Annotated in this window: 24 protein-coding genes and 1 pseudogene; 17 read left to right on the top strand and 8 right to left on the bottom strand. The window is 61.0% G+C overall.

What is annotated here, in order from left to right; translation table 11 throughout:
* Nucleotides 1-221: 221 nt before the first annotated feature.
* The 3 genes and pseudogenes from J3O30_RS07090 to J3O30_RS07080 form a co-directional block, all read right to left on the bottom strand.
* Nucleotides 222-614: a hypothetical protein gene (locus J3O30_RS07090; RefSeq protein WP_207583535.1), complete on the bottom strand. Its 393-nt coding sequence runs from the start codon at nt 612-614 to the stop codon at nt 222-224.
* Between the two features lie 68 nt (nt 615-682).
* Nucleotides 683-1,759, bottom strand: a pseudogene (gene groEL / locus J3O30_RS07085) (chaperonin GroEL); the annotation flags it as partial.
* 25 nt (nt 1,760-1,784) lie between these two features.
* The gene (locus tag J3O30_RS07080) at nt 1,785-2,102 is read right to left on the bottom strand and encodes a co-chaperone GroES (protein ID WP_207583534.1); all 318 of its coding nucleotides are present in this window, start codon (nt 2,100-2,102) and stop codon (nt 1,785-1,787) included.
* Between the two features lie 509 nt (nt 2,103-2,611).
* Between J3O30_RS07080 and J3O30_RS07075 the strand changes: the two genes are divergently transcribed.
* From J3O30_RS07075 to J3O30_RS07055, 6 genes are all read left to right on the top strand, one after another.
* Nucleotides 2,612-2,875: a hypothetical protein gene (locus J3O30_RS07075; protein WP_207583533.1), complete on the top strand. Its 264-nt coding sequence runs from the start codon at nt 2,612-2,614 to the stop codon at nt 2,873-2,875.
* Nucleotides 2,872-3,201 (top strand): hypothetical protein, encoded by a 330-nt coding sequence (locus J3O30_RS07070; RefSeq protein ID WP_207583532.1) that lies wholly within the window; start codon nt 2,872-2,874, stop codon nt 3,199-3,201. The genes J3O30_RS07075 and J3O30_RS07070 overlap by 4 nt, the downstream gene beginning before the upstream one ends.
* A complete protein-coding gene (locus tag J3O30_RS33710) occupies nt 3,198-3,527 on the top strand; it encodes a hypothetical protein (protein ID WP_311043799.1) in 330 nt (109 codons plus the stop codon). Before J3O30_RS07070 ends, J3O30_RS33710 begins: the two co-directional genes overlap by 4 nt.
* Nucleotides 3,518-3,799: a DUF1488 domain-containing protein gene (locus tag J3O30_RS07065; protein WP_207583531.1), complete on the top strand. Its 282-nt coding sequence runs from the start codon at nt 3,518-3,520 to the stop codon at nt 3,797-3,799. The genes J3O30_RS33710 and J3O30_RS07065 overlap by 10 nt, the downstream gene beginning before the upstream one ends.
* Complete coding sequence (locus tag J3O30_RS07060; RefSeq protein WP_207583530.1) at nt 3,793-4,635, top strand: transglutaminase family protein; 843 nt, start codon at nt 3,793-3,795, stop codon at nt 4,633-4,635. The genes J3O30_RS07065 and J3O30_RS07060 overlap by 7 nt, the downstream gene beginning before the upstream one ends.
* Nucleotides 4,636-4,830: 195 nt before the next feature.
* Complete coding sequence (locus J3O30_RS07055) at nt 4,831-5,211, top strand: VOC family protein (RefSeq protein WP_207583529.1); 381 nt, start codon at nt 4,831-4,833, stop codon at nt 5,209-5,211.
* Between the two features lie 68 nt (nt 5,212-5,279).
* On the opposite strand, the gene J3O30_RS07050 is transcribed toward J3O30_RS07055, so the two are convergent.
* Nucleotides 5,280-6,242, bottom strand: coding sequence for a LysR family transcriptional regulator (locus J3O30_RS07050; protein WP_207583528.1), 963 nt, complete (start codon nt 6,240-6,242; stop codon nt 5,280-5,282).
* 124 nt (nt 6,243-6,366) lie between these two features.
* On the opposite strand from J3O30_RS07050, the gene J3O30_RS07045 reads away from it, so the two are divergent.
* The 5 genes from J3O30_RS07045 (at nt 6,367) to J3O30_RS07025 (ending at nt 10,558) form a co-directional block, all read left to right on the top strand.
* On the top strand, nt 6,367-7,767 hold the full coding sequence (locus J3O30_RS07045) for an MFS transporter (protein ID WP_207583527.1): 1,401 nt from the start codon (nt 6,367-6,369) through the stop codon (nt 7,765-7,767).
* A gap of 94 nt (nt 7,768-7,861) precedes the next feature.
* Entirely contained in the window at nt 7,862-8,239 is a 378-nt protein-coding gene (locus tag J3O30_RS07040; protein WP_207583526.1) for a hypothetical protein, read from the top strand.
* Nucleotides 8,240-8,383: 144 nt separating this feature from the next.
* The gene (locus J3O30_RS33120) at nt 8,384-8,662 is read left to right on the top strand and encodes a hypothetical protein (protein WP_311043800.1); all 279 of its coding nucleotides are present in this window, start codon (nt 8,384-8,386) and stop codon (nt 8,660-8,662) included.
* Nucleotides 8,663-9,031: 369 nt separating this feature from the next.
* Nucleotides 9,032-9,175, top strand: coding sequence for a hypothetical protein (locus J3O30_RS07030; protein WP_204330206.1), 144 nt, complete (start codon nt 9,032-9,034; stop codon nt 9,173-9,175).
* 315 nt (nt 9,176-9,490) lie between these two features.
* Nucleotides 9,491-10,558, top strand: coding sequence for a fatty acid desaturase (locus J3O30_RS07025; protein WP_246762734.1), 1,068 nt, complete (start codon nt 9,491-9,493; stop codon nt 10,556-10,558).
* A gap of 111 nt (nt 10,559-10,669) precedes the next feature.
* On the opposite strand, the gene J3O30_RS07020 is transcribed toward J3O30_RS07025, so the two are convergent.
* A complete protein-coding gene (locus J3O30_RS07020) occupies nt 10,670-11,584 on the bottom strand; it encodes an SDR family oxidoreductase (RefSeq protein ID WP_207583524.1) in 915 nt (304 codons plus the stop codon).
* 91 nt (nt 11,585-11,675) lie between these two features.
* On the opposite strand from J3O30_RS07020, the gene J3O30_RS07015 reads away from it, so the two are divergent.
* Nucleotides 11,676-12,239: a TetR family transcriptional regulator gene (locus J3O30_RS07015; RefSeq protein WP_207583523.1), complete on the top strand. Its 564-nt coding sequence runs from the start codon at nt 11,676-11,678 to the stop codon at nt 12,237-12,239.
* 108 nt (nt 12,240-12,347) lie between these two features.
* Here the strand turns inward: J3O30_RS07015 and J3O30_RS07010 are convergent, their stop codons facing one another.
* Entirely contained in the window at nt 12,348-12,827 is a 480-nt protein-coding gene (locus J3O30_RS07010; RefSeq protein WP_207583522.1) for a YcgN family cysteine cluster protein, read from the bottom strand.
* Between the two features lie 217 nt (nt 12,828-13,044).
* Between J3O30_RS07010 and J3O30_RS07005 the strand changes: the two genes are divergently transcribed.
* The 3 genes from J3O30_RS07005 (at nt 13,045) to J3O30_RS06995 (ending at nt 16,689) form a co-directional block, all read left to right on the top strand.
* Nucleotides 13,045-15,219, top strand: a complete 2,175-nt coding sequence (locus J3O30_RS07005) for a PBP1A family penicillin-binding protein (RefSeq protein WP_207583521.1) — start codon at nt 13,045-13,047, stop codon at nt 15,217-15,219.
* 341 nt (nt 15,220-15,560) lie between these two features.
* Entirely contained in the window at nt 15,561-16,148 is a 588-nt protein-coding gene (locus J3O30_RS07000) for a DUF1214 domain-containing protein (RefSeq protein ID WP_207583520.1), read from the top strand.
* Entirely contained in the window at nt 16,141-16,689 is a 549-nt protein-coding gene (locus J3O30_RS06995) for a DUF1254 domain-containing protein (RefSeq protein ID WP_207583519.1), read from the top strand. The genes J3O30_RS07000 and J3O30_RS06995 overlap by 8 nt, the downstream gene beginning before the upstream one ends.
* Nucleotides 16,690-16,702: 13 nt before the next feature.
* On the opposite strand, the gene J3O30_RS06990 is transcribed toward J3O30_RS06995, so the two are convergent.
* The gene (locus J3O30_RS06990) at nt 16,703-16,870 is read right to left on the bottom strand and encodes a hypothetical protein (protein WP_207583518.1); all 168 of its coding nucleotides are present in this window, start codon (nt 16,868-16,870) and stop codon (nt 16,703-16,705) included.
* Nucleotides 16,871-17,410: 540 nt separating this feature from the next.
* Here J3O30_RS06990 and J3O30_RS06985 point away from each other — a divergent pair.
* Together J3O30_RS06985 and J3O30_RS06980 are read left to right on the top strand one after the other, a co-directional pair.
* Nucleotides 17,411-17,617: a hypothetical protein gene (locus J3O30_RS06985; protein WP_207583517.1), complete on the top strand. Its 207-nt coding sequence runs from the start codon at nt 17,411-17,413 to the stop codon at nt 17,615-17,617.
* A gap of 248 nt (nt 17,618-17,865) precedes the next feature.
* Nucleotides 17,866-18,915: a DUF2336 domain-containing protein gene (locus tag J3O30_RS06980; RefSeq protein WP_207583516.1), complete on the top strand. Its 1,050-nt coding sequence runs from the start codon at nt 17,866-17,868 to the stop codon at nt 18,913-18,915.
* Between the two features lie 30 nt (nt 18,916-18,945).
* Here the strand turns inward: J3O30_RS06980 and J3O30_RS06975 are convergent, their stop codons facing one another.
* Nucleotides 18,946-19,290, bottom strand: a complete 345-nt coding sequence (locus tag J3O30_RS06975) for a DUF1491 family protein (RefSeq protein ID WP_207583515.1) — start codon at nt 19,288-19,290, stop codon at nt 18,946-18,948.
* Between the last annotated feature and the right edge of the window lie 65 nt (nt 19,291-19,355).

Raw genomic sequence — 19,355 nt, 5'->3', positions numbered from 1 at the left:
CGGCGCCCGGCTACGGAGGCTATCGTTGGCTGCTTTCTTATGCCCATCGGCTGCTGCCTCGCGGACTTTCTCGAAGCAGTCCTCGCCGGCGTCCTCTGCGGCTGGCTGCGGGTCGCTCTTTTTCACGAAACGGATCATTGGTCATTTCCAGCTTTGGTCATTTCCAGCTTTGACGGTGGCAGCGCTCCGCACACATATCGGAGCGCTCTGGAAAAACGATGTTAGACGGCAAGCGCAGTGGCGCAGCCTTGGACACTTCGGCTGTCGGCTGAGGTCTGCCCCGGCATGGTCGCCCAACCGCCGGCCTCAACGAACTGACGCTGCTTGTAGCCTTCGGTAATCGCCCTGAACTCGATACGTTTAGCACTCGCATCCGGCGCCGCATTGAACCGCTCGACGCAAATGGCCGACGCCAGCTCCCCGCGTGCGATGTCGCTGGCGGCGGCGGCCGCTTTGCTCGACGTGCCGCCTGTGACCCAACCTCCCCAGCTGAAGCCGATAATCATCGTGGCGATCGCTGTGACGACGCAGGCCCAGACGAGTAACGTTTTGGATGGCTGGTAACTGTCGAAACGCTGGGTGATCGATGTCTTACTGCTGCTCTGCATGGACATTGGAATTCTCCCTCTCTGTTGTTCGGGTTCCACCGTCGGACCACCCTGGCCAAACGGCTCAGGTGTTCTCAATAGCCCATATCGCCACTTCCGGCTGCAGGGGCAGAGTCTCTTGCGGGGATGTCGGCGATCATCACCTCGGCGGTGATCAGAAGTGCTGCAATCGAGCCGGCGTCCTGCAGAGCCGTACGCACGACCTTGGCGGGATCGACGATGCCGGCCTCGATCATATCGACATAGGTCTCCGTCTGTGCGTCGAAGCCCTGATTGTAATCATTGCTGCCGGCGAGTTTTCCGACGACGATCGAGCCCTCGAACCCTGCATTGTCGGCGATCTGCCGGATCGGGGCCTCGAGCGCCCTGAGCACGATCGAGATGCCGGCTGTCACGTCGGCGTTCTCCCCGGTCAGTCCCGTTAGCGCCGACTTCGCGCGCAACAGTGCCACGCCGCCGCCGGGCACGATGCCCTCTTCGACCGCGGCACGAGTGGCGTTCAGCGCGTCATCGATGCGGTCCTTCTTTTCCTTGACCTCCGTCTCGGTCGCGCCGCCGACGCGGATGACCGCAACGCCACCGGCGAGTTTCGCCAGCCGTTCCTGCAGTTCTTCCTTGTCGTAGTCGGAGGTGGTCTCGTCGATCTGCGCCTTGATCTGCTGGATGCGGGCCTGGATGGCCGCTTTCTCGCCGGAACCGTCGATGATCGTGGTGCTATCCTTTTCGATCAGCACGCGTTTGGCGCGGCCGAGCATATCGAGCGTGACGTTCTCAAGCTTGATGCCTAGATCCTCGGAAATCATCTGGCCGGCCGTGAGCACGGCAATGTCTTCCAGCATGGCCTTGCGGCGGTCGCCGAAGCCTGGCGCCTTGACGGCCGCGACCTTCAACCCGCCGCGCAGCTTGTTGACGACCAACGTCGCCAGTGCGTCGCCTTCGACGTCCTCCGAGATGAGCAGAAGCGGTTTGCCGGTCTGCACGACGGCCTCCAGGATCGGGAGCATCGACTGCAAGCTGCCGAGTTTCTTCTCGTAAACGAGGATGTAGGGCTCCTCCAGCTCCACGCGCATCTTCTCGGCATTGGTCACGAAATAGGGCGAGAGATAGCCACGGTCGAACTGCATGCCCTCAACGACGTCGAGTTCGGTCTTGAGATACGGATCGGAATGCGATCGATCAGGCGGCTTTTTGAGAGGCCTCTCCGATCTTTTCGACAATGCCCATGATGTCGGTTTCCTTCATGATCAGAAGGGTTTCGTCATCGATCGTGACCTCCGTCCCCGACCATTTTCCGAACAGAATGAGATCACCGACCTTAACGTCGAGCGGGACCAGATTGCCGTTTTTGTCGCGCAGGCCGGGGCCGACCGCGACCACTTCGCCTTGCTGCGGCTTCTCCTTAGCGGCGTCTGGAATGATGATCCCGCCCTTGGATTTGACATCGCCTTCCGCACGTCGAATGACGACGCGGTCGTGAAGTGAACGGAATTTCATAGAGATCTTTCTGCTGCCGGCGCTTATGGCGGCTGCAGCCTATAAATAACTCTCGTGGCACTCGATTGATAGGAGTGCCAAGAAATAATGTTCGCGCGGGAAATTTTTTGAAAAATTCATGAAATCAATCCGACGGGATATTTTGTAATAATCAGGAAATGGATAGAATTTTTCAAGCCATCGCGCTCCATTTATCTGGGTGAGCGAAGAGTTAATTTAGCGTTTTTCATAGATAATTCTGAATTTATCTTGATTTAAACTCAATCGAGGCGCAATGATTGGCCTCGTCGATTTGGCCGATTTGGCTTCGCGGTGTCAGAGACCTACGACCCGCCATCACCACTGAATTCTCGATGCGATCTATACGTCGTTCCGGCGTTGATTTCGCCTATTCCGATCCGGAATGAGCTCGGCGCTGACCGCGGATGTACCGGCAGCCTCGAGGTCGTCCGGTTCGGATCCCAACGATACAGGAAACGCATCGATGTATTCCTGCGGAGGCCTCAGCCGTGACAAGTCGCACCACACAAACGGTCGTCCGCTTTTCGTCTCCATTCCGCCTGCCCGGTTTCGACGGGGCGCAGCCAGCTGGAGAATACCGCGTCGATTATGATGAGGAATTGATCGATAGCGTTTCCAGGCTTGCCTGGCGACGGGTCGGCGCCTTTATCCACCTGCCGGCGATCGCCGGGCAGAGCTCGACGCAGCAGATGGTGCCAATCCACCTGTCAGATCTCGAAAGCGCACTCGAAAAGGACCACAAACCGTCATGACCGCTACCCGCATCCCGCAACGCAATGGACGCTCAATCCGACGCGAGGAAGCAACACATATCTTCAAGGTGGGGCAGACTGTCCGGTTGAAGGTCAGGTTCTTAGGAGTCCCCTCCAAGCTCCCCGACACATACCGCATTACCGCCACGCTGCCTCTGAGAGGAAATGTGCTGCAATACCGCATCCGCAGTGACGATGAACGTCATGAGCGGGTCGCGACGGAAGATAGCCTGGAACCGGTAAACCTATCGCCCGCCGGCAGCGGCGCAACACTGATCGAGAGGACGTTTGGCAATGGCCCGAATGACGAAAGGTTGACATCGTGAACAGCCATGAAGACGAAGCCGAACGAAGACGGAATGCCTTTGCCGTCTGCACATGGGAAAGCAAATGTGGTGCGCACGGCCGCTACTCCATGGAGATCGAACACGACCGCCGGATCGAATCCGCCCGTTCGTGGACCGTCTATCGTGTCTCTGCGAGCGTTCCAGTGCACGCCGACCATGTCATGATCGGCAAGAGCCGTTCGGAGGCCAGGAGAGACATGATGTCCTTCAATCTTCTCAGCATAGGATATCGGAAGGAATGGCTGAGGCTGTCGGACGCCGCCCGGAGTGCTTGTGAGATCCCGCCGGTTCAACCATGGCGCTAGCTTTTCTGAGCCAAAGCCGCAGCTTCGATTCGGTGAGAAATGCTGTGCGCTTTGTCGGCCATGACGGCATGTTCCAGGTATTGTTCTTCATCGAGGCTGGCGCGCTGGCGAAATCCGACGCTGCATTGCAAAGAACCGAGCCTTCGGAAACGAGGTGGCTTTCGTCTTTCGACGCCCTGCGCAACTCGATTCAGCACGTGGCACACAAAGCCTATTCCTGCCGCCGCCGCGCCTTCTACACTCCAACTGCGGCGGAGAACGTTCCATGTTGATCCGTTACGGCTATGAAATGACGCTGACCTGCCCGCAGCCGACCGCATTGGTGTGTCTGTTGTCGGTTCATGAGGATCGTGCGGCCGACATCAGAATTCCGGAAACGGTATTCACCACGCCCGATGTTGCCACTTCGACTTATCGCGACCTCTTCGGCAACCGCTGTCTTCGGCTGGTTGCCCCAGCGGGCGACCTGACCATATGGGGCGATGCGACGATCGAAGACGACGGCAAACCGGACAGGTCGCTGCTAGGCGCCAGGGAAATCCCGGTTTCGGAGTTGCCGGATGATTGCCTCGTCTACCTGATGGGCAGCCGCTATTGCGAGACGGATCGTCTCAGTCAAATCGCGTGGGATATGTTCGGCACCGTCTCATCCGGCTGGGGCCGCGTTCAGGCGATCTGCGACTTCGTTCACGGCCATATCCAATTCGACTACATGCGGGCGCGATCGACGCGGACAGCCTTCGAGGCGTTCCACGAACGTGTCGGCGTCTGTCGCGACTTTGCGCATCTCGCGGTGGCGTTGTGCCGTTGCCTCAACATTCCTGCGCGATATATCAATGGCCATCTCGGCGACATCGGTATTCCCGTCGTCGATCCGATGGACTTCAGCGCCTGGATCGAGGTCTTCCTTGATGGCGCATGGCATACATTTGATCCGCGCAACAACACGCCGCGGATCGGTCGTATCATCGTCGCGCGCGGGCGCGACGCCGCCGACATACCGCTCATCAATTCCTTCGGACCGCATGTGCTGAAGGCGTTTCGAGTCTGGACCTATGAGGTGACGAACCTGCAGCACATGCAAAGCGTCGCTGAGGGCGCCGTTTAGAACGAGACCTGGGCGGATGCGGCAATGTCCAGCCACAGGCTTTGCCGCAGGCGGAAGGCGCGGCCGGAATGGTCGACCGCAAGCGCAGTTTTGCGCGACATGCTTTGAGACAGCGGTTGAAAGATTTTAGCGTCGAGCCATCTTGGGTGTGAGCAGTCCTTTGGGGATTAGCAGAAGATAGGGGGTTCGCAGTCCATGTTCGATCATATCTCCATCGGCGTAAAAGACCTGGAAAGAGCCCGCCGTTTCTATGATGCGGCACTAGCGCCGCTCGGATATGAGCGCCTATCCAATTCCGACAAGATGATCGGCTACGGCCCGGAACAGGTCGGGCTCTGGGTGATGCAGGTCGAGCAACCGGTTGTTGCCGATATGCGATCCGGGCTGCATTTCTGCTTCGTCGCGCCCAACGAGGCGGCGGTCGATGCCTTTTACGCGGCCGCAGTCGCATCCGGCGGCACCGACAATGGCGAACCGGGTATCCGGCCGGATTATGGACGCTTTTATTACGCCGCGTTCATCATCGACCCGGATGGCTACCGCCTCGAAGCCTATTTCCACAAAGGCGAGCTATAATAGGGATCAGCATTTTATTTTTACGCAATTCCAGACGGAAAACCGCTTCGCACTTTTCCTGGAATTGCTTAGGCCGCCGCTCTCATGATCGAGACGCGGCAGCCGGAGGCTACGAGCGCCTCGCCGGCGACGTCGAGGAACAGGCGGCGGAACCAGCGCGCCCGGCCGTCGGCCTGGTCGACCCGGCGGTAGAGCATGGTCACCGGATCGGCCGGCAGCGAAAGCGGCGGCGCTGAGATGGTCAGCCCATGCAGTTGCGCCATGCAGCGACCGATCGATTCCGGCACGATGGCGATGGCGGGCATCGCCCGCAACGCCGTCGGCAGGGCGGAAAAGCGCGGCACCGTCGCCACCACACGCCTGACATGGCCGGTGCGGCTCAGTGCGGTGTCGATGCTGGTCGAGGCATTGCCTTCGAACGAGACGGTGAGATGGGCGACAGTGGCGAAATCCTCAAGGCTCAGCGGCGCCTCCAGTCGGAGTTGAGCGTCATCGTAAATGCAGATCGAGGCCTGGTCGAACAGCGGCGCGCGGATGTGCCAGGAGGCCGGTTCGTCATGCACGGAAACGCTGAAGTCGAAGACCCCCTCGTCCAACCGGCGGGCGGCATCGCGCTTTTCGGACGCGATGCCGATCAGCCGGGCGCCCGGCGAAAGCTGGAGAAGACGGGCGGCAAGCGGGCCGAAGAAAGCTGATTCGAGATTGTCGCACATGCCGATGCGGAACTCGCCCTGCCAGCTTGCCGGATCAAACTCGGCCTGCGGGCGGATGGCGCGTTCGATGCCCGATAGCGCATCCTCGATCGCCGGGGCAATGGAAAGGGCGCGCGGTGTCGGCTGCAGACCGCGGCCGACACGCACGAAGAGTTCGTCATCCAGCGCCTCGCGCAGGCGCCGCAAAGCGGCCGACAGGCCTGGCTGGCCAAGCAGCAGGCGCTCGGCGGCGCGGCTGACATTGCGCTCCTGCATCAGCACCGAAAAGGCCAGCAAAAGGTTCAGATCGATTTTTCGAAGCGTAGCATCATTCATCATCGTGAGTAATACCTGGCATGGCTACTATCAATTTGCAATAGGTTAGGAAGCTGTACATTTTCTCGTTCCCTGCCGTCCGCGCAACCTCCCTCGACGAGGCGGCAGCAAAGAAGGAACGATTTCGATGACACTTTCCAAATCGAAAGGCGGAGCGGGGCTGGCACTGCTGCTGCTCTGTGCCGCCAACTTTCTCGACGCCATGGACGTCTCCACCATCGGTGTCGCGCTGCCCGCCATCCAGGCCGAACTCGGCATGGAGGCGACATCGCTGCAATGGGCCGTCAGCGCGTATGTGCTCGGCTATGGCGGCTTTCTACTGCTCGGCGGCCGGGTTGCCGACGTCTTCGGCCACCGCCGCGTCTTCCTGTGGTCGCTGGCGATTTTTGCCGCCGCCAGCATCGCCGGCGGCTTTGTCGACAGCGGGCCGACGCTGATTGGTGCCCGATTGATCAAGGGCATTGCCGCCGCCTTCACCGCGCCTGCCGCCCTTGCGCTGCTGCTCTCCGTCTTCGGCGAGGGGAAGGCGCGGGCAAAAGCGCTTGGGGTCTTCGCCTCCACCGGCGCCACCGGCTTCGTGCTCGGCATGGTCCTCGGCGGTGCGGCGACGATCTTCAGTTGGCGGGCGACGCTCGTCATGGGCGCGCCGGTTGCCATCCTGACGCTCTTTCTTGCGCCGTTGGCGCTGCCGGCCGACCCGAAAAGAACGGGACCGCGGCCCGCCTTCGACTGGGCCGGCGCGCTGACGATCACCCCCGGCCTGTTGCTCTTCGTCTTCGGCATCACCAATGCCGCTGCCGCCGGCTGGCAGGCTTTTGCGACCTGGGGTTCGCTCGTCGCGTCGCTGGCGCTGATCCTGCTCTTCCTGCTGGTCGAAGCGCGCCATGCCGATCCGATGGTGCCGCTTGGCATGTTCCGCCGGGCGAAACTCCGGCATGCCAATGCGATCGCCGCCCTCTTCCAGGGTTCCTATGTCGGCTTCCAGTTTCTGGCGACGCTCTATTACCAGAACGTCATCGGCTGGTCGGCCTTCACCACCGGCTTCTGCTTTGCGCTTGGCGGCGTCTTCGTGATGTTCCTGGCGCCACGTTTTGCGACACTCGCGCAAAATCGCGGCGCCACCGGCCTGATGGCGGCGGGTGTCGGCCTGCAGGCCTTCAGCTATATTTTCTGGGTAACCGCACTCGGACATGTCGACCCGATCCTGCTTGTGCTGTTCTCACAAATCCCGCTCGGCCTCGGTTACGCCCTGACCTACCCTTCAGTGCAGGTCGCAGCCCTTTCCGACGTGGAGGATGACAAATCGGGGCTTGCCTCCGGACTGCTCTTCGCTTCTTTCCAGATCGGCGGCGGCATCGTGCTCGCAGCCGCCTCGGCAGTGTTCGGCGCCGCACCGCATTTCGGCTGGGATCCTTATGTCGCCGGCATCGCCTTCGTCGCGCTGCTCGCGGTCGCGATTACCCTGCTTGCAGCCGCCGGTCCGCGGACATCGGCCGCCCGGACGTCGGCCTATCAGGCGGCGGAATGACCGTTGCGCCCGCACCCTGATCGGTGCGGGCTCTTCATAAGACAAAGCGAATATTAGCAGCAGAATCCCGTTGCCTTGCTCCGGCGAAAGGCGCATGGTCTCGCCTTCGGCAGCCATTGTACGGGCGCTGCCGACTGAGGGTTTTCATACCTTCGCCCCGATGAAAGGAGGACCTATGTCTTCCACTTCCGAAAAGTCACATCTGACCTCGTCCGATCTCGACATGCTTCAGGGCGTGCTCGACGACGCCGGTTATGACGCCAGAATCCTGATCGAGGACCAACGGGTCTTCAACGTCGCCGCCGTGCTTTTGATCAGATTGTTCGAGGAGGGTGTCACCTCGCCGGCCATGCTCTCACGGGCGCTCGAATACCATTTCGGCAAGCCGAAGGCACCGCCGAAACCGGTCGTCCCGGTCTGTAACCGATATGCGATACAGGGATTGCCCCGCGAAAAACGTGCCGCCGTCTAATGCCCCGCGCGTCTTTCAGACGCTCCAAGGACGCTCTATCACTTTGAAACTGCGCATAACCGAGCTGCCCGGCTCCGAAGGATTATTGTGCGAAAAACCCTGTTGCTCTGTATCTGCGTCGTAGCGGCCGGTTATTTTGGATGAGTGCAGTTCGGGGCTTACCAACAACGACAGCATGCCGAGGAACTTGCAGAGATTGACAGGGAGCGCCGGGTGGCGCTCCTCGAAGCGGACGGTTGCCAGGCGCGGCTGGACCTGCTTTTGTCGATGACCGACCGCCTGCTCAAGGCCGGCGGCATGCAAGTACCTGTCGATATCGGGCGGGATAGAGACCTTTGCCTGGCCCGTGGCATCATGTCGGCATCAGGCCGAGCGGAAATGGAAAGAACCAAGCTGATCCGCCTGTTTCCCATCAATGATTAAGCCCTGTGGAAATATGGCTTTCTTGCGGCAATGGCCTTAATGGCACCGTAATTTCAGTGTAAGAAGATGGCTCGCTGATCTGGCCGATGTGGCATTTGCGGTGACCGGATTCCGGCCCCGCCATTTTCCTGATCGCGAAGCATGGTGACGTCCCGTCTCAACGTCGGGTTTGGCTTTTGGTGACCTCTCAGGTCATCCGCCTCCAGACTTCGATGCGGTTTCAGCAGGCATCATTTCATTCAATTCCTGCGGCCCGGCGTTGTCGGGTCGCCCTCATGACGACCCCGCGATCTCCGGTCGCGACCGACAAGTGGGCGAACACCGCGCAGGCTGCGGCTTTCAGTTTTCGATCAAACGGGAGATTTATCCATGGCAAAAGGACAGGTAAGAAGCAATCGTGAGGTCCGGAAGCCGAAGAAGGACAAGCAGGCGGCTAAGACGGAAAGCACATTCGCCAACCAGATGAAGACGGCGACCACGACCGCCCCGCAGGGCAGTGCTCCAAAGAAATAGACGCTCTCATCGAGCCCCCACGCACATACAGCGGAAATCAGGATCGATTTGCGCACAAAATCATGTGTGATTTGAAGGTGATGGCGCGTTCTATCGGCCGCGCCGCGCGCCGGCGTGACATTATCGCCATTGACATGTTTTCAGAAAAACGGGAAGTGCTGCAGCCATGACCTCTTTTCATACAATGTACCGTTTCGACTATCCGCTCTTTCTCATTCGCTCGGCTGTGGTGATCGCACTCGGCCTTTCGAGTATCGCGGCCTTTCATGGCGCTATTCTGTGATCGAATCCGCGCGCCGCAACGAGAGCGAGGAAATGCAAGTGGCCCCTTTGGCCGAACCCGCCGCAACCTTGGAACCCTCCGCGGGCCACAACGAGCTTTTTGCTGAAAAGCGCTGGTTGAAGATTCTTGCCGGATATCGCCAGCCGAGAGCCGGACGTAGCGCTTTCGAGCTTGCCGTCACCGTCGTCCCCTTCGCGCTGTTTTGGGCTGCCGCATGGGCCTCGGTTCATTACAGCTTCTGGCCCGGCCTGATCCTGGTCGTTCCCGCCGCCGCTTTTCTGCTGCGGCTGTTCATGATCCAGCATGATTGCGGCCATGGCTCGTTTTTCGCGCGCCGCGGCGTCGACGACTGGGTTGGGCGCACGATCGGCGTCCTGACGCTGACGCCTTACGACTATTGGCGCCGGGCGCATGCGGAACACCACGCCTCGGCCGGGAACCTGGACGAGCGCGGCGTCGGCGACATCGAAACGCTGACGATCGCCGAATACAATGCGCTGTCGCGCTGGGGCCGTCTTGGCTATCGGCTTTACCGGCACCCGATCGTGATGTTCGGGATCGGGCCGGCATGGCTGTTCCTCATCAAGCAGCGCCTGCCTTTCGGCATGATGCGCTCCGGCGCTCTGCCCTGGGTCTCGACCATGGCGACCAATCTTGCCATCGCACTGGTCGCAGCGCTGCTGATCTGGGCCGTCGGGATCGTCCCCTTCCTCCTGGTGCATCTGCCGACCGTCCTTCTGGCCGGTGCTGCCGGTGTCTGGCTGTTCTACGTCCAGCATCAATTCGAGGAAACCCATTGGTCGAAGGATCCGGACTGGCAGTTCCAGCATGCCGCCCTCCACGGCGCCTCGCATTACGACCTGCCGCCGGTGCTGCGCTGGATTACCGGCAATATCGGCATCCACCACGTGCATCATCTGTCGAGCCGGGTGCCCTATTACCGGCTGCCGGAGGTGCTGCGAGACCATCCTGAGCTTGCCGACCTCGGCCGGATCACGCTCATGGAAAGCCTGCGTTGCGTCAAGCTTGTGCTGTGGGACGAACAGACCAAACGGCTGGTGTCGTTTCGCGATGCGGCGCGGCTCGCAGCCGCGCGGTAATCAGAGGCCTTAAAGCGCGTTGCATCAAATTTGATTGATGCGATGCGCTTGATCCTTTGTTTTAGGCAGGTCGTTATTCCGGTACTGCTGCACACTTCCTGATGACATGCATTAGCGATAGCCGGTCACGTCCGCCGGCTTGCCCGGCTCCTGCACTTCCACCATGTAGCGCCAGCAATCCGGCCGCGAGCCGTCGATGTCATCGAAGCCGTAGACCTTGGCCAGTCCACCGCTCGACAGCGACTGGCCGTTCCAGCGGGCGCGGTCGGGATCGGCGGCGATGGCCGCGACCGCGCGGCCGACGAAGCGCGGGGTTTCGGAAATGGCGAAATGCGGCTGCGTCTTCGTCGCCTCGCGCCAGTTCTCCTCTCGAACACCAAAAGCATCCAGCATCATTTCGGAGCGCAGCCAGCCAGGCGTGATTGAAACCGCAGTGGCGCCGCGTTTTGCCAAATCCTGAGAATGCGCCCAGGCCATGCGGGTGACACCCGTTTTGACGAGGTCATAGAAGGGCGACAGCCGGTAATGGCTGGCGTTGTATTCGGCCGTGCCATCGGTCATCTCCACCAGCAGTCCACCCGGCCGTTCGATCATCAGCGGCAGGGCGTAGTGGGCGGTGATCAGATGTGTTTCGATGCCGAGCCGCAGCATGCGCAGGCCGTTGTCCAGCGAATGCTCCCAGACTGCCTTGTCCCATTCGAACAGCTTCTCGCCGCCCCAGATGTCGTTGACGAGAATATCGAGCTTGCCGGTCTCCGCCCGGATGCGGGCCACCAGCGCCTCGACCTCAGCCACAACGAGATGGTCGACCTGCACGGCAATGCCCCTGCCGCCCGCAGCCGTTACCAGTTCGGCCGTCTCCTCGATCGTCTCCGGTCGCGCATATTCGGATTGCCGGGCACGCGTCGTGCGTCCTGTTACGTAGACGGTGGCGCCGACAGCACCGAGTTCCACCGCGATGCCGCGGCCGGCGCCGCGCGTTGCGCCTGCCACTAAAGCCACTTTCTCCCGCAAGTTCGCTGTCACTTCTCCATCCTCCACGCTAGAACTCAAAAAAAAGCCGATTGTATATAAACGAACGTTCGTTCATAAATGGGGCGAATGCAAGAGGAATTTCATGCCGCGCCGCCGCACGCTTTCCGATGAACAGCTTCTCGCCATGGTGCTGGCGCTGATCCATGCCGAGGGGCCGGATGCGGCGACTTTTGCTGCAGTGGCCAAAGCCAGCGGCCTTTCCGGCTCGACGCTGGTGCAGCGGTTTGCGACGAAGGCGGCGATGCTGCGTGCAGCGCTGCTATACGCCTGGGACGGGCTGGATGCGGAAACCACGAGGCTTGCCGAGAGCGTGCCGAAAACGCCGGAAGGCGCGATCGCCCTGCTTGTCGGCCTGTCGCTGGATTACGGCGACAATGCCGCCGCCTATGGCGAGGGACTGCTGGTGCTTCGTGAAGACTTTCGTGATCCGGTGCTGCGCGCCCGCGGGGCCACCTGGGGAAAAGCGCTGACGGTGGCGATCGTTCGCTGTTTCGGATCGACAACCGCGCCGGAGTCGATCGCCCGGCTGATGCTGTCGCAATGGCAGGGCTCGCTCACCTGGTGGGGTTTTAGTGCAAATGGGCCGGTGGATGTTTATGTGGAGACGGAACTGCGGCGTTTCCTCGCGGCGGTAGCCCGCATCTAGAGCATGACGCCGAAAAGTGTGAGCGATTTTCTTATGACATCATGCTCTAACTCTTTAATTGAGAACAGGATTCAGATTTTAGGCGGGCCTCAAATCATCCTGCTCCAGCTAGGCTTCTTCTTCCTCATCCTTCTCTTCGCCCACGGTCAGCGGCCAGTCGACGACGTAGTCTTCGAGATCGTCGATATCGATCTCATTTTCGTTGATGGTGCGCCCTCGGGCGGAAATGCCGGCGGCATGAACGGTTTCCGGATCGCCGGAGACGAGCGGATGCCACCAGTAGAGATCGCGGCCTTCGTTGACCAGCCGGTAGCCGCAGGTGGGCGGCAGCCAGGCGATATCGGGCACGTTCTCCTTGGTCAGTTGCACGCAATCCGGCACGAAATCCCAGCGGTTCTCATAGCTCGAGCAGCGACAGCTTTGGCCGTCGAGCAGCTTGCAGCTGACCGAGGTGAAGTAGATATCGCCGCTATCCCATTCCTCGATCTTGTTGAGGCAACAGAGGCCGCAGCCGTCGCAGAGGCTTTCCCACTCGGCGACGGTCATTTCGGCCAGTGTCTTGCTCTTCCAGAAGGGCAGATCGTTCATCGTTCGTTTCTTGCAACAGCGGCCCGCAAATTCACGTGACCCCCATCTATCTCTCTTGTTATCAGGCGCAAAATCAATCAATTCTTCAGCATGCTCCTGGTACCGGAGAACTTTCTTCTGGTATCGGAGAGCATTGCGGCCATATGGCGGCCTCGCGCTTTCGTCGCTTTCCGACGGTCGGATATGAGCGAAGCGCGATCAGGCGGGAATACAGGACGTGCAGGATCCGGACAACCCCGAAAAGGGGCCTGAAAATGAACCAGAAAAAGCGGCGGACAAGCGGCCGACGAAGAGCCGTCACATTCTGCTGCGCATCGATTCGTGGATCGATTCGACCGTCTGGAACGCCGGCTTCCGTGCCGCCGAGATCTGGGAAGACATCACCATCTTCTTCCGCCGCTTCCGCGTGCGCGGCTGGAAGCGCATGGTATTCGAACTTGCCGGCGAAGGGCTGACGCTCGGGGCCGCCGGCTCGGTGCTGATGCTGCTGCTTGCCCAGCCCGCCTTCGAGGCGACCAAGGAGGACTGGCGTAACCGCGGCGATTTCGCCGTCACCTTCACCGACCGCTACGGCTACGTCATCGGCCATCGCGGCGTCATCCATCAAAATTCCGTGCCGATCGATGAACTGCCCGATTCCCTGATCAAGTCCGTGCTCGCCACCGAAGACCGGCGCTTCTTCGACCATTTCGGCATCGACGCCATCGGCCTCTTCCGCGCTATGGTCACCAACGCCCAGGCCGGCGAAGTCGTGCAGGGTGGCTCGACGCTGACCCAGCAGTTGGCCAAGAACCTGTTCCTCTCCAACGAACGCTCGATCGACCGCAAGGTCACCGAGGCATTCCTGGCACTTTGGCTCGAGGCAAACCTTTCCAAGAAGGAAATCCTCTCCACCTATCTCGACCGGGCCTATATGGGCGGCGGCACGTTTGGCGCAGCCGCGGCGGCACAGTTCTATTTCGGCAAGAATATCACCGATGTAAACCTCGCCGAATCCGCCATGCTCGCCGGCCTGTTCAAGGCGCCCGCGAAATACGCCCCGCATGTCAACCTGCCGGCAGCGCGTGCGCGCGCCAACGAGGTGCTGACCAATCTCGTGCAGAGCGGGCTGATGACCGAGGGCCAGGTGATTGCCGCCCGGCGCAACCCGGCCACCGTCGTCGACCGCAACGAGGTGGAATCGCCCGACTTCTTCCTAGACTGGGCCTTCGACGAGGTGCAGCGGCTTTCGCCGCGTTTCCACCAGCATTCGCTGATCGTGCGCACGACGATCGACATGGGCATCCAGCAGGCGGCTGAGGATTCAGTCGAAACGTCGCTGCGGGAATATGGCGAGGCCTATCACGCCAAGCAGGGCGCCATGGTGATGATCGAGAATGGCGGCGCCGTGCGCGCCATGGTCGGCGGCCGCGATTACGGCGAGAGCCAGTTCAACCGCGCCACCAGGGCGCTGCGCCAGCCGGGCTCCTCTTTCAAGGTCTATACCTATTCGGTGGCGATGGAGAGCGGGATGACGCCGCAAACGACCATCGTCGACGCGCCGATCTCCTGGGGCAATTGGAGCCCGCATAATTATGCCAACCACTATGCCGGCCGCATAACGCTCGAGACCGCGATCGCCCAGTCGATCAACACCGTGCCGGTGCGGCTCGCCAAGGAAAAACTCGGCATTCAGCCGATCCGGGCGATGGCGAAAAACCTCGGCGTCGAGACGCCGATCCGCGACGACGTCACCATTCCGATCGGCACATCCGAGGTGACGGTGCTCGATCAGGCGACGGCCTATGCCACCTTCCCGGCCGGCGGCTACCAGTCGCGTCGCCACGGCATAACCCAGGTCCTCGATTATGACGGCGACGTGCTCTACGATTTCGACCGTGACGAGCCGGCAGCCAAACGTGTGTTGTCCGAAAAGGCCGACGCCTACATGAACCAGATGCTGTCGCGCGTTCCCTATGTCGGCACGGCGCGCAAGGCAGCCCTCGACAATGGCATTCTGACAGCCGGCAAGACCGGCACGACCCAGGCCTATCGCGACGCCTGGTTCGTCGGGTTCACCGGCAACTATACCTGCGCCGTCTGGTTCGGCAATGACGACTACACCTCGACCAACAACATGACCGGCGGCTCGCTGCCGGCGATGACCTTCAAGCGCGCCATGGACTACGCCCATCAGGGTGTGACGCTGCGGGCCATACCTGGGGTCGAAAATCCCCTGCCCTCGGAAAAGGATCTCGCCAAGACCGCCGCCGCCAAGCCGCAGGATGGATTGCCGCAGCTCATCCGGCCGCGCATGCTCTCGGTTCAGTCGACGAATATCTTGAAAGATCTCGGCAAAAAGCTGAAGGATGCCGTTCCGCTTGCGCCGCAGAAAGTCGCGAGTGTGGAATAGATTCTGGGTGGATGCGGCGCTTTTGTTCGTGTCGGCACAATGCCAAGGAGATCGGCGAGGCGGGCCCCTCCTCCGCCTGCCGGGACCTTCTCCCCGCAAACGGGGCGAACGGAGATAGCCTCGCCCTCCCCGTTTCTCGCCTGCCTCTCGCATGGCACGTCCCCTCGCCCCGTTTACGCTAGGGCATATACACATCTCCCAAGGCCCACCCGTCGGGGTTAGGGTGAGGGGCAGCTTTCGACGTTAACCGGACTGATCGGCATCCATGTCGTCTCGTGGCATTCCACCCCGCCAGAATCAGTGGTAACCCTTTCATCTGATATGGTTTCCAAGGTCATGACGTGTTTCGGTTTCCCCTCTTCATCCTGGTCACGCTGATCGTCGCCTTCGGCGGCGGGATCATGATTTCGCTTTATGCGCTGGATGCCACACAGGGTTTCGGGGCGATCAAGCTCGGCGCCTGGGAGGCTTTTCCGGCGTTGCAGACGGTCGAGGCCGATCCTTATGCCAAGTCGCACCGCGCGCGCGCCGGCAAACTGCTTTATGGCAGCGCCGAAGGCCTGACCTTTACGGCGAGCGTCGACGATGATGGCGCGCGGCTGAATGCCGGTTGCCGCTACCGCATCAGCGGGCAGACGCCGCCTGCCCGGCTCTGGACCCTGTTTACCGCCGACAATGGCGGCAATCCGGCGGCGGTGACGACCGGACATCCGGCAGCGCTCAATTCCTGGACGGTGCTGCGCCAGCCGGACAGCAGCTTCTCGATCGAAATCTCAGCCGTCGCGCAGCCGGGCAACTGGCTGGCCTTGCCAGAGGCCGGCACCTTCCGGCTTGTGCTGACGCTGTTCGACACGCCGACCGCCGGCAGTTCCGGGGTGATCGACCTTGCCATGCCGAAGCTCACCAAGACCGGATGCGGCAATGCTTAGGATATTCTTCGCCATCCTGACCGGCCTTTTCGGCGCCGCGCTGCTGCACCTCGTCATCATCCTTTCGCTGCCGCATTTCACCGGCAAGGATGCGGCGACCCGTGTAGAGGCGGAGGGTGACCTGAATAATTTCACCCTGCTCGGCGGCCGATATGACGAGGCAGGCCTTGCCAATGGCGACCCCTTCGTGCGCACCGCCGTCTGCTCCTTCGACGTCGAAGATGCGCCGGTGCATTTCACTGCCAAGGGCAATGTGCCCTTCTGGTCGATCGCGATCTACGACAGCGCCTCCAACGAGGTCTTCAGCATGAACGACAGGACCTCTGTCGGCGGCGCGCTCGATGTGCTGGCAGGCGGTCCGATCCAGCTGACCGACCTGCGCAAGAACCTGCCGCAGGAATTGCAGCAGGCGATTCTGGTGGAGATGGCCCGACCGGACGGCTACGCCGTGCTGCGGACGCTGGCGCCGCAGGCAAGTTTCGATGAGGCAGCGCGGAACTTCCTGACGGAAGCCGGCTGCGAGCAATTCATCGCCCGCTAAGGTTGAGCAGGCGTCACTTCGTGTTGACGCGCGGCGCGGGCGCCGGCACGCGCCTGGGGCTCTCGGCCAGCCGCTCGTAGCGGACGCCGGTGAACCATAGGATCTTGGCTTCGCGGGGTTGTTTGTCCGGGCGACGCGGCGCCCGCGGCTGCCAATCCGCCAATGCGACTACTATTGCCATTCTCGTCTCCATGCACTGCCCGAGACGGATGAACTTGCGATGGATTTCACCCTGCCCGCCAATGTGCGAGCCAGCGCGTCCTGCAGTGCCGGAGTGACCGGACCGAGGGCATTCGCGCCTTTCCCACGGCACCTGATTGAAATACCGTGATCAGGACTTTCAACGATCAAAACACTCAAATCGCGTCGTTCCTAGCCGAATTGAGACAGATGTCAGTTAACAGCTTACTAATGTTCGGTGGACGCCAAACACAGTTCACGTTACTTCCTCTCTAACGCGCGAAGAGATGATTTGGTTTCACCCGCCCACGCAGAGACACGGCTTGGCATCGATGTATAAAATTAGAAACAATTCATATGGTTGGCATGAACACCGGCAGGTTACTCGGCCGGAAATGCATACTGTTGCAAAAATACTTCATGAAAATATTTAATTGCGACCGATTCGGATGCGCGTATGGTTCAATCGTCGATCACACGTTTCCGGGCACCGGTCGATCGCGGATATTGCGCGCTCTTGCCGGAATGCGGAGGGCCGGCGATGTCTTTGCTGGTGAATTCATCTTTCTCGCCTGAGGATCTCGACGTGTTGCGCGGTGCACTCGATGCCTGGTGCGCGGAACGGCGCATCGACGTCAAGAGCGTCGAGGCGCAGTTTGCGGCATCCGCAGCCCTCGACCTTTATCAGGCCGGTCACGACAGCCGCGAAACCCTGCTGCACGCGCTACGCGATCGCAGGGCCGCCTGAACTTTCCCCCCGTCACCAGCGATGAGCAATCGCTGCAACGCCTTTTCAAATCGGCATTGTTGGACTGCCGGCCGATGATGTCGCGACACGTCCCGCGTGTATAATTCCGTCAAATTTTAATAAAATCTTCAGCATGCATTAACCGTACCGGTGTAGGATTTGTTCATAACCCATGTGGTCCGACATGCGTTCCGCCAGCGCATATCGGCCCGTGGTTCCCCTTGGTTCGGCGTTTTCGGGGTGTTCTTGTGCGTGACCGGTTTCGAGACCTAGAGGGCCCATTGGCCGTCAGGAAAAAGGACGTGGTATTGATGGCGACTGTCAGCAGTTTTGAGAACCTGTCTCATCCGACACGGTCCGAACTGCGCCAATTCGCCGAGCTTTTCATGCCGCTATTCCAGGCCTCCTCCGATGAGGCCAAGCGCCAAGCGGTCGCGGCGCTCTCCCAATGCGCAAACATGCCGGCAGCCGTGGCGCTGTTCATCGGCAACCAGCCGATCGAGATCGCAGCCCCTTTTCTTGCCGCCTCCAAGGCAATTGCCGACGACACGCTGATTACCATCGCGCGCACGCAGGGTGCAGCGCATGTCAGGGCGATCGTCAGCCGCGATTCACTCTCGCCGAAGGTCATCGATGCGCTGGTGGCGCTGCGCCAGAGCCAACCGCGGCCGGCGGCCGCGCCAGCGCCAATCACAGAAGCGCAGACGGTTGCGCTTTCGCCGGCGCCGACCGAGACCACTGAGGCGGAGGCGCTACAGGGGCAGAGGATTGCCAATGAGGAGGCGCTGCGCGAGCGTATCCTCGGTCTTGCCGGTCATCTCGGCCGGGCCGACGAGGACAGGCTCGGCCTGCGCACGCTCACCGATATTCAGGAGGCTTTGCTGGTACGCTTCGCCCGCTCGCGCGAGGCGACGCATTTCGCAACCGCGCTTGCCGATGCGCTGTCGGCCAGCCGCTGGCTTGCCGAGCGCATCATGCTCGATCTTTCCGGCCAACAGCTGGCGACGACGCTGACGAGCCTCGGCATGGGCTTTCTGGACGCCGTCTTCGTACTCGAGAAGCTCTATCCACACCTTGCCGAACAGCAGCACAACGTCACACGCGGCTGGATGGTGCTCGATGCGCTCGATCCAGAAGAATGCCACGAACGTGTGGACGCCTGGCGCCGCGCCGATCGCTACACCTATAAGCCCGAAGTGGCTAATGCGCCGGCGCTCCAGGAAACGGAAAACCACCGCTTCATCCGACAGTCACCGCCGCAACGCGACTTGCGTGTCCTCGGACGGCGATCGCGCTGAGCTGACAGCCTCGGTCATTCGGCTCGGCTGTCAGCCATCTTTTGCAAGCGGGAGCATGTCTCCCAATTCCTCCGCCTCCAGCTCGACGATCCAGAGATCGGGGTCGAACCTGCGTTCGCGCTCCAGCATGGCACGCACCGCTTCCGGATCGCTGCGCGACAGGCGGATTTCGAACAGCCGGTCGCCGGCCTCGCTCTCGCCGAAGGCGGTCTGCGGCGCTGGCGCATAGAGCGTTTCCAGGCCATCGCGGAAGTGCTGGAGGATGAAGATCGCACCCGCCTCCTCCGCACCCTTCTTTTCGACGGCGGCAAAATCGCCGCTGGCGAAGACGCGGCGCAGGAGTGCGGAAACGAAGATGTCGGCGCGTAATCTCATCGGGGCGGTATAGACCGGGGCGCGGACGGCGGCAATGCGGCGATCGCCGCAATTGGCGGTGTTCC

Source organism: Rhizobium sp. NZLR1, assembly GCF_017357385.1.
In the GTDB taxonomy this organism is placed as follows: domain Bacteria; phylum Pseudomonadota; class Alphaproteobacteria; order Rhizobiales; family Rhizobiaceae; genus Rhizobium.
The sequence above is the reverse complement of the archived record's forward strand: the minus strand, read 5'-3'. Positions and strand labels throughout refer to the sequence as shown.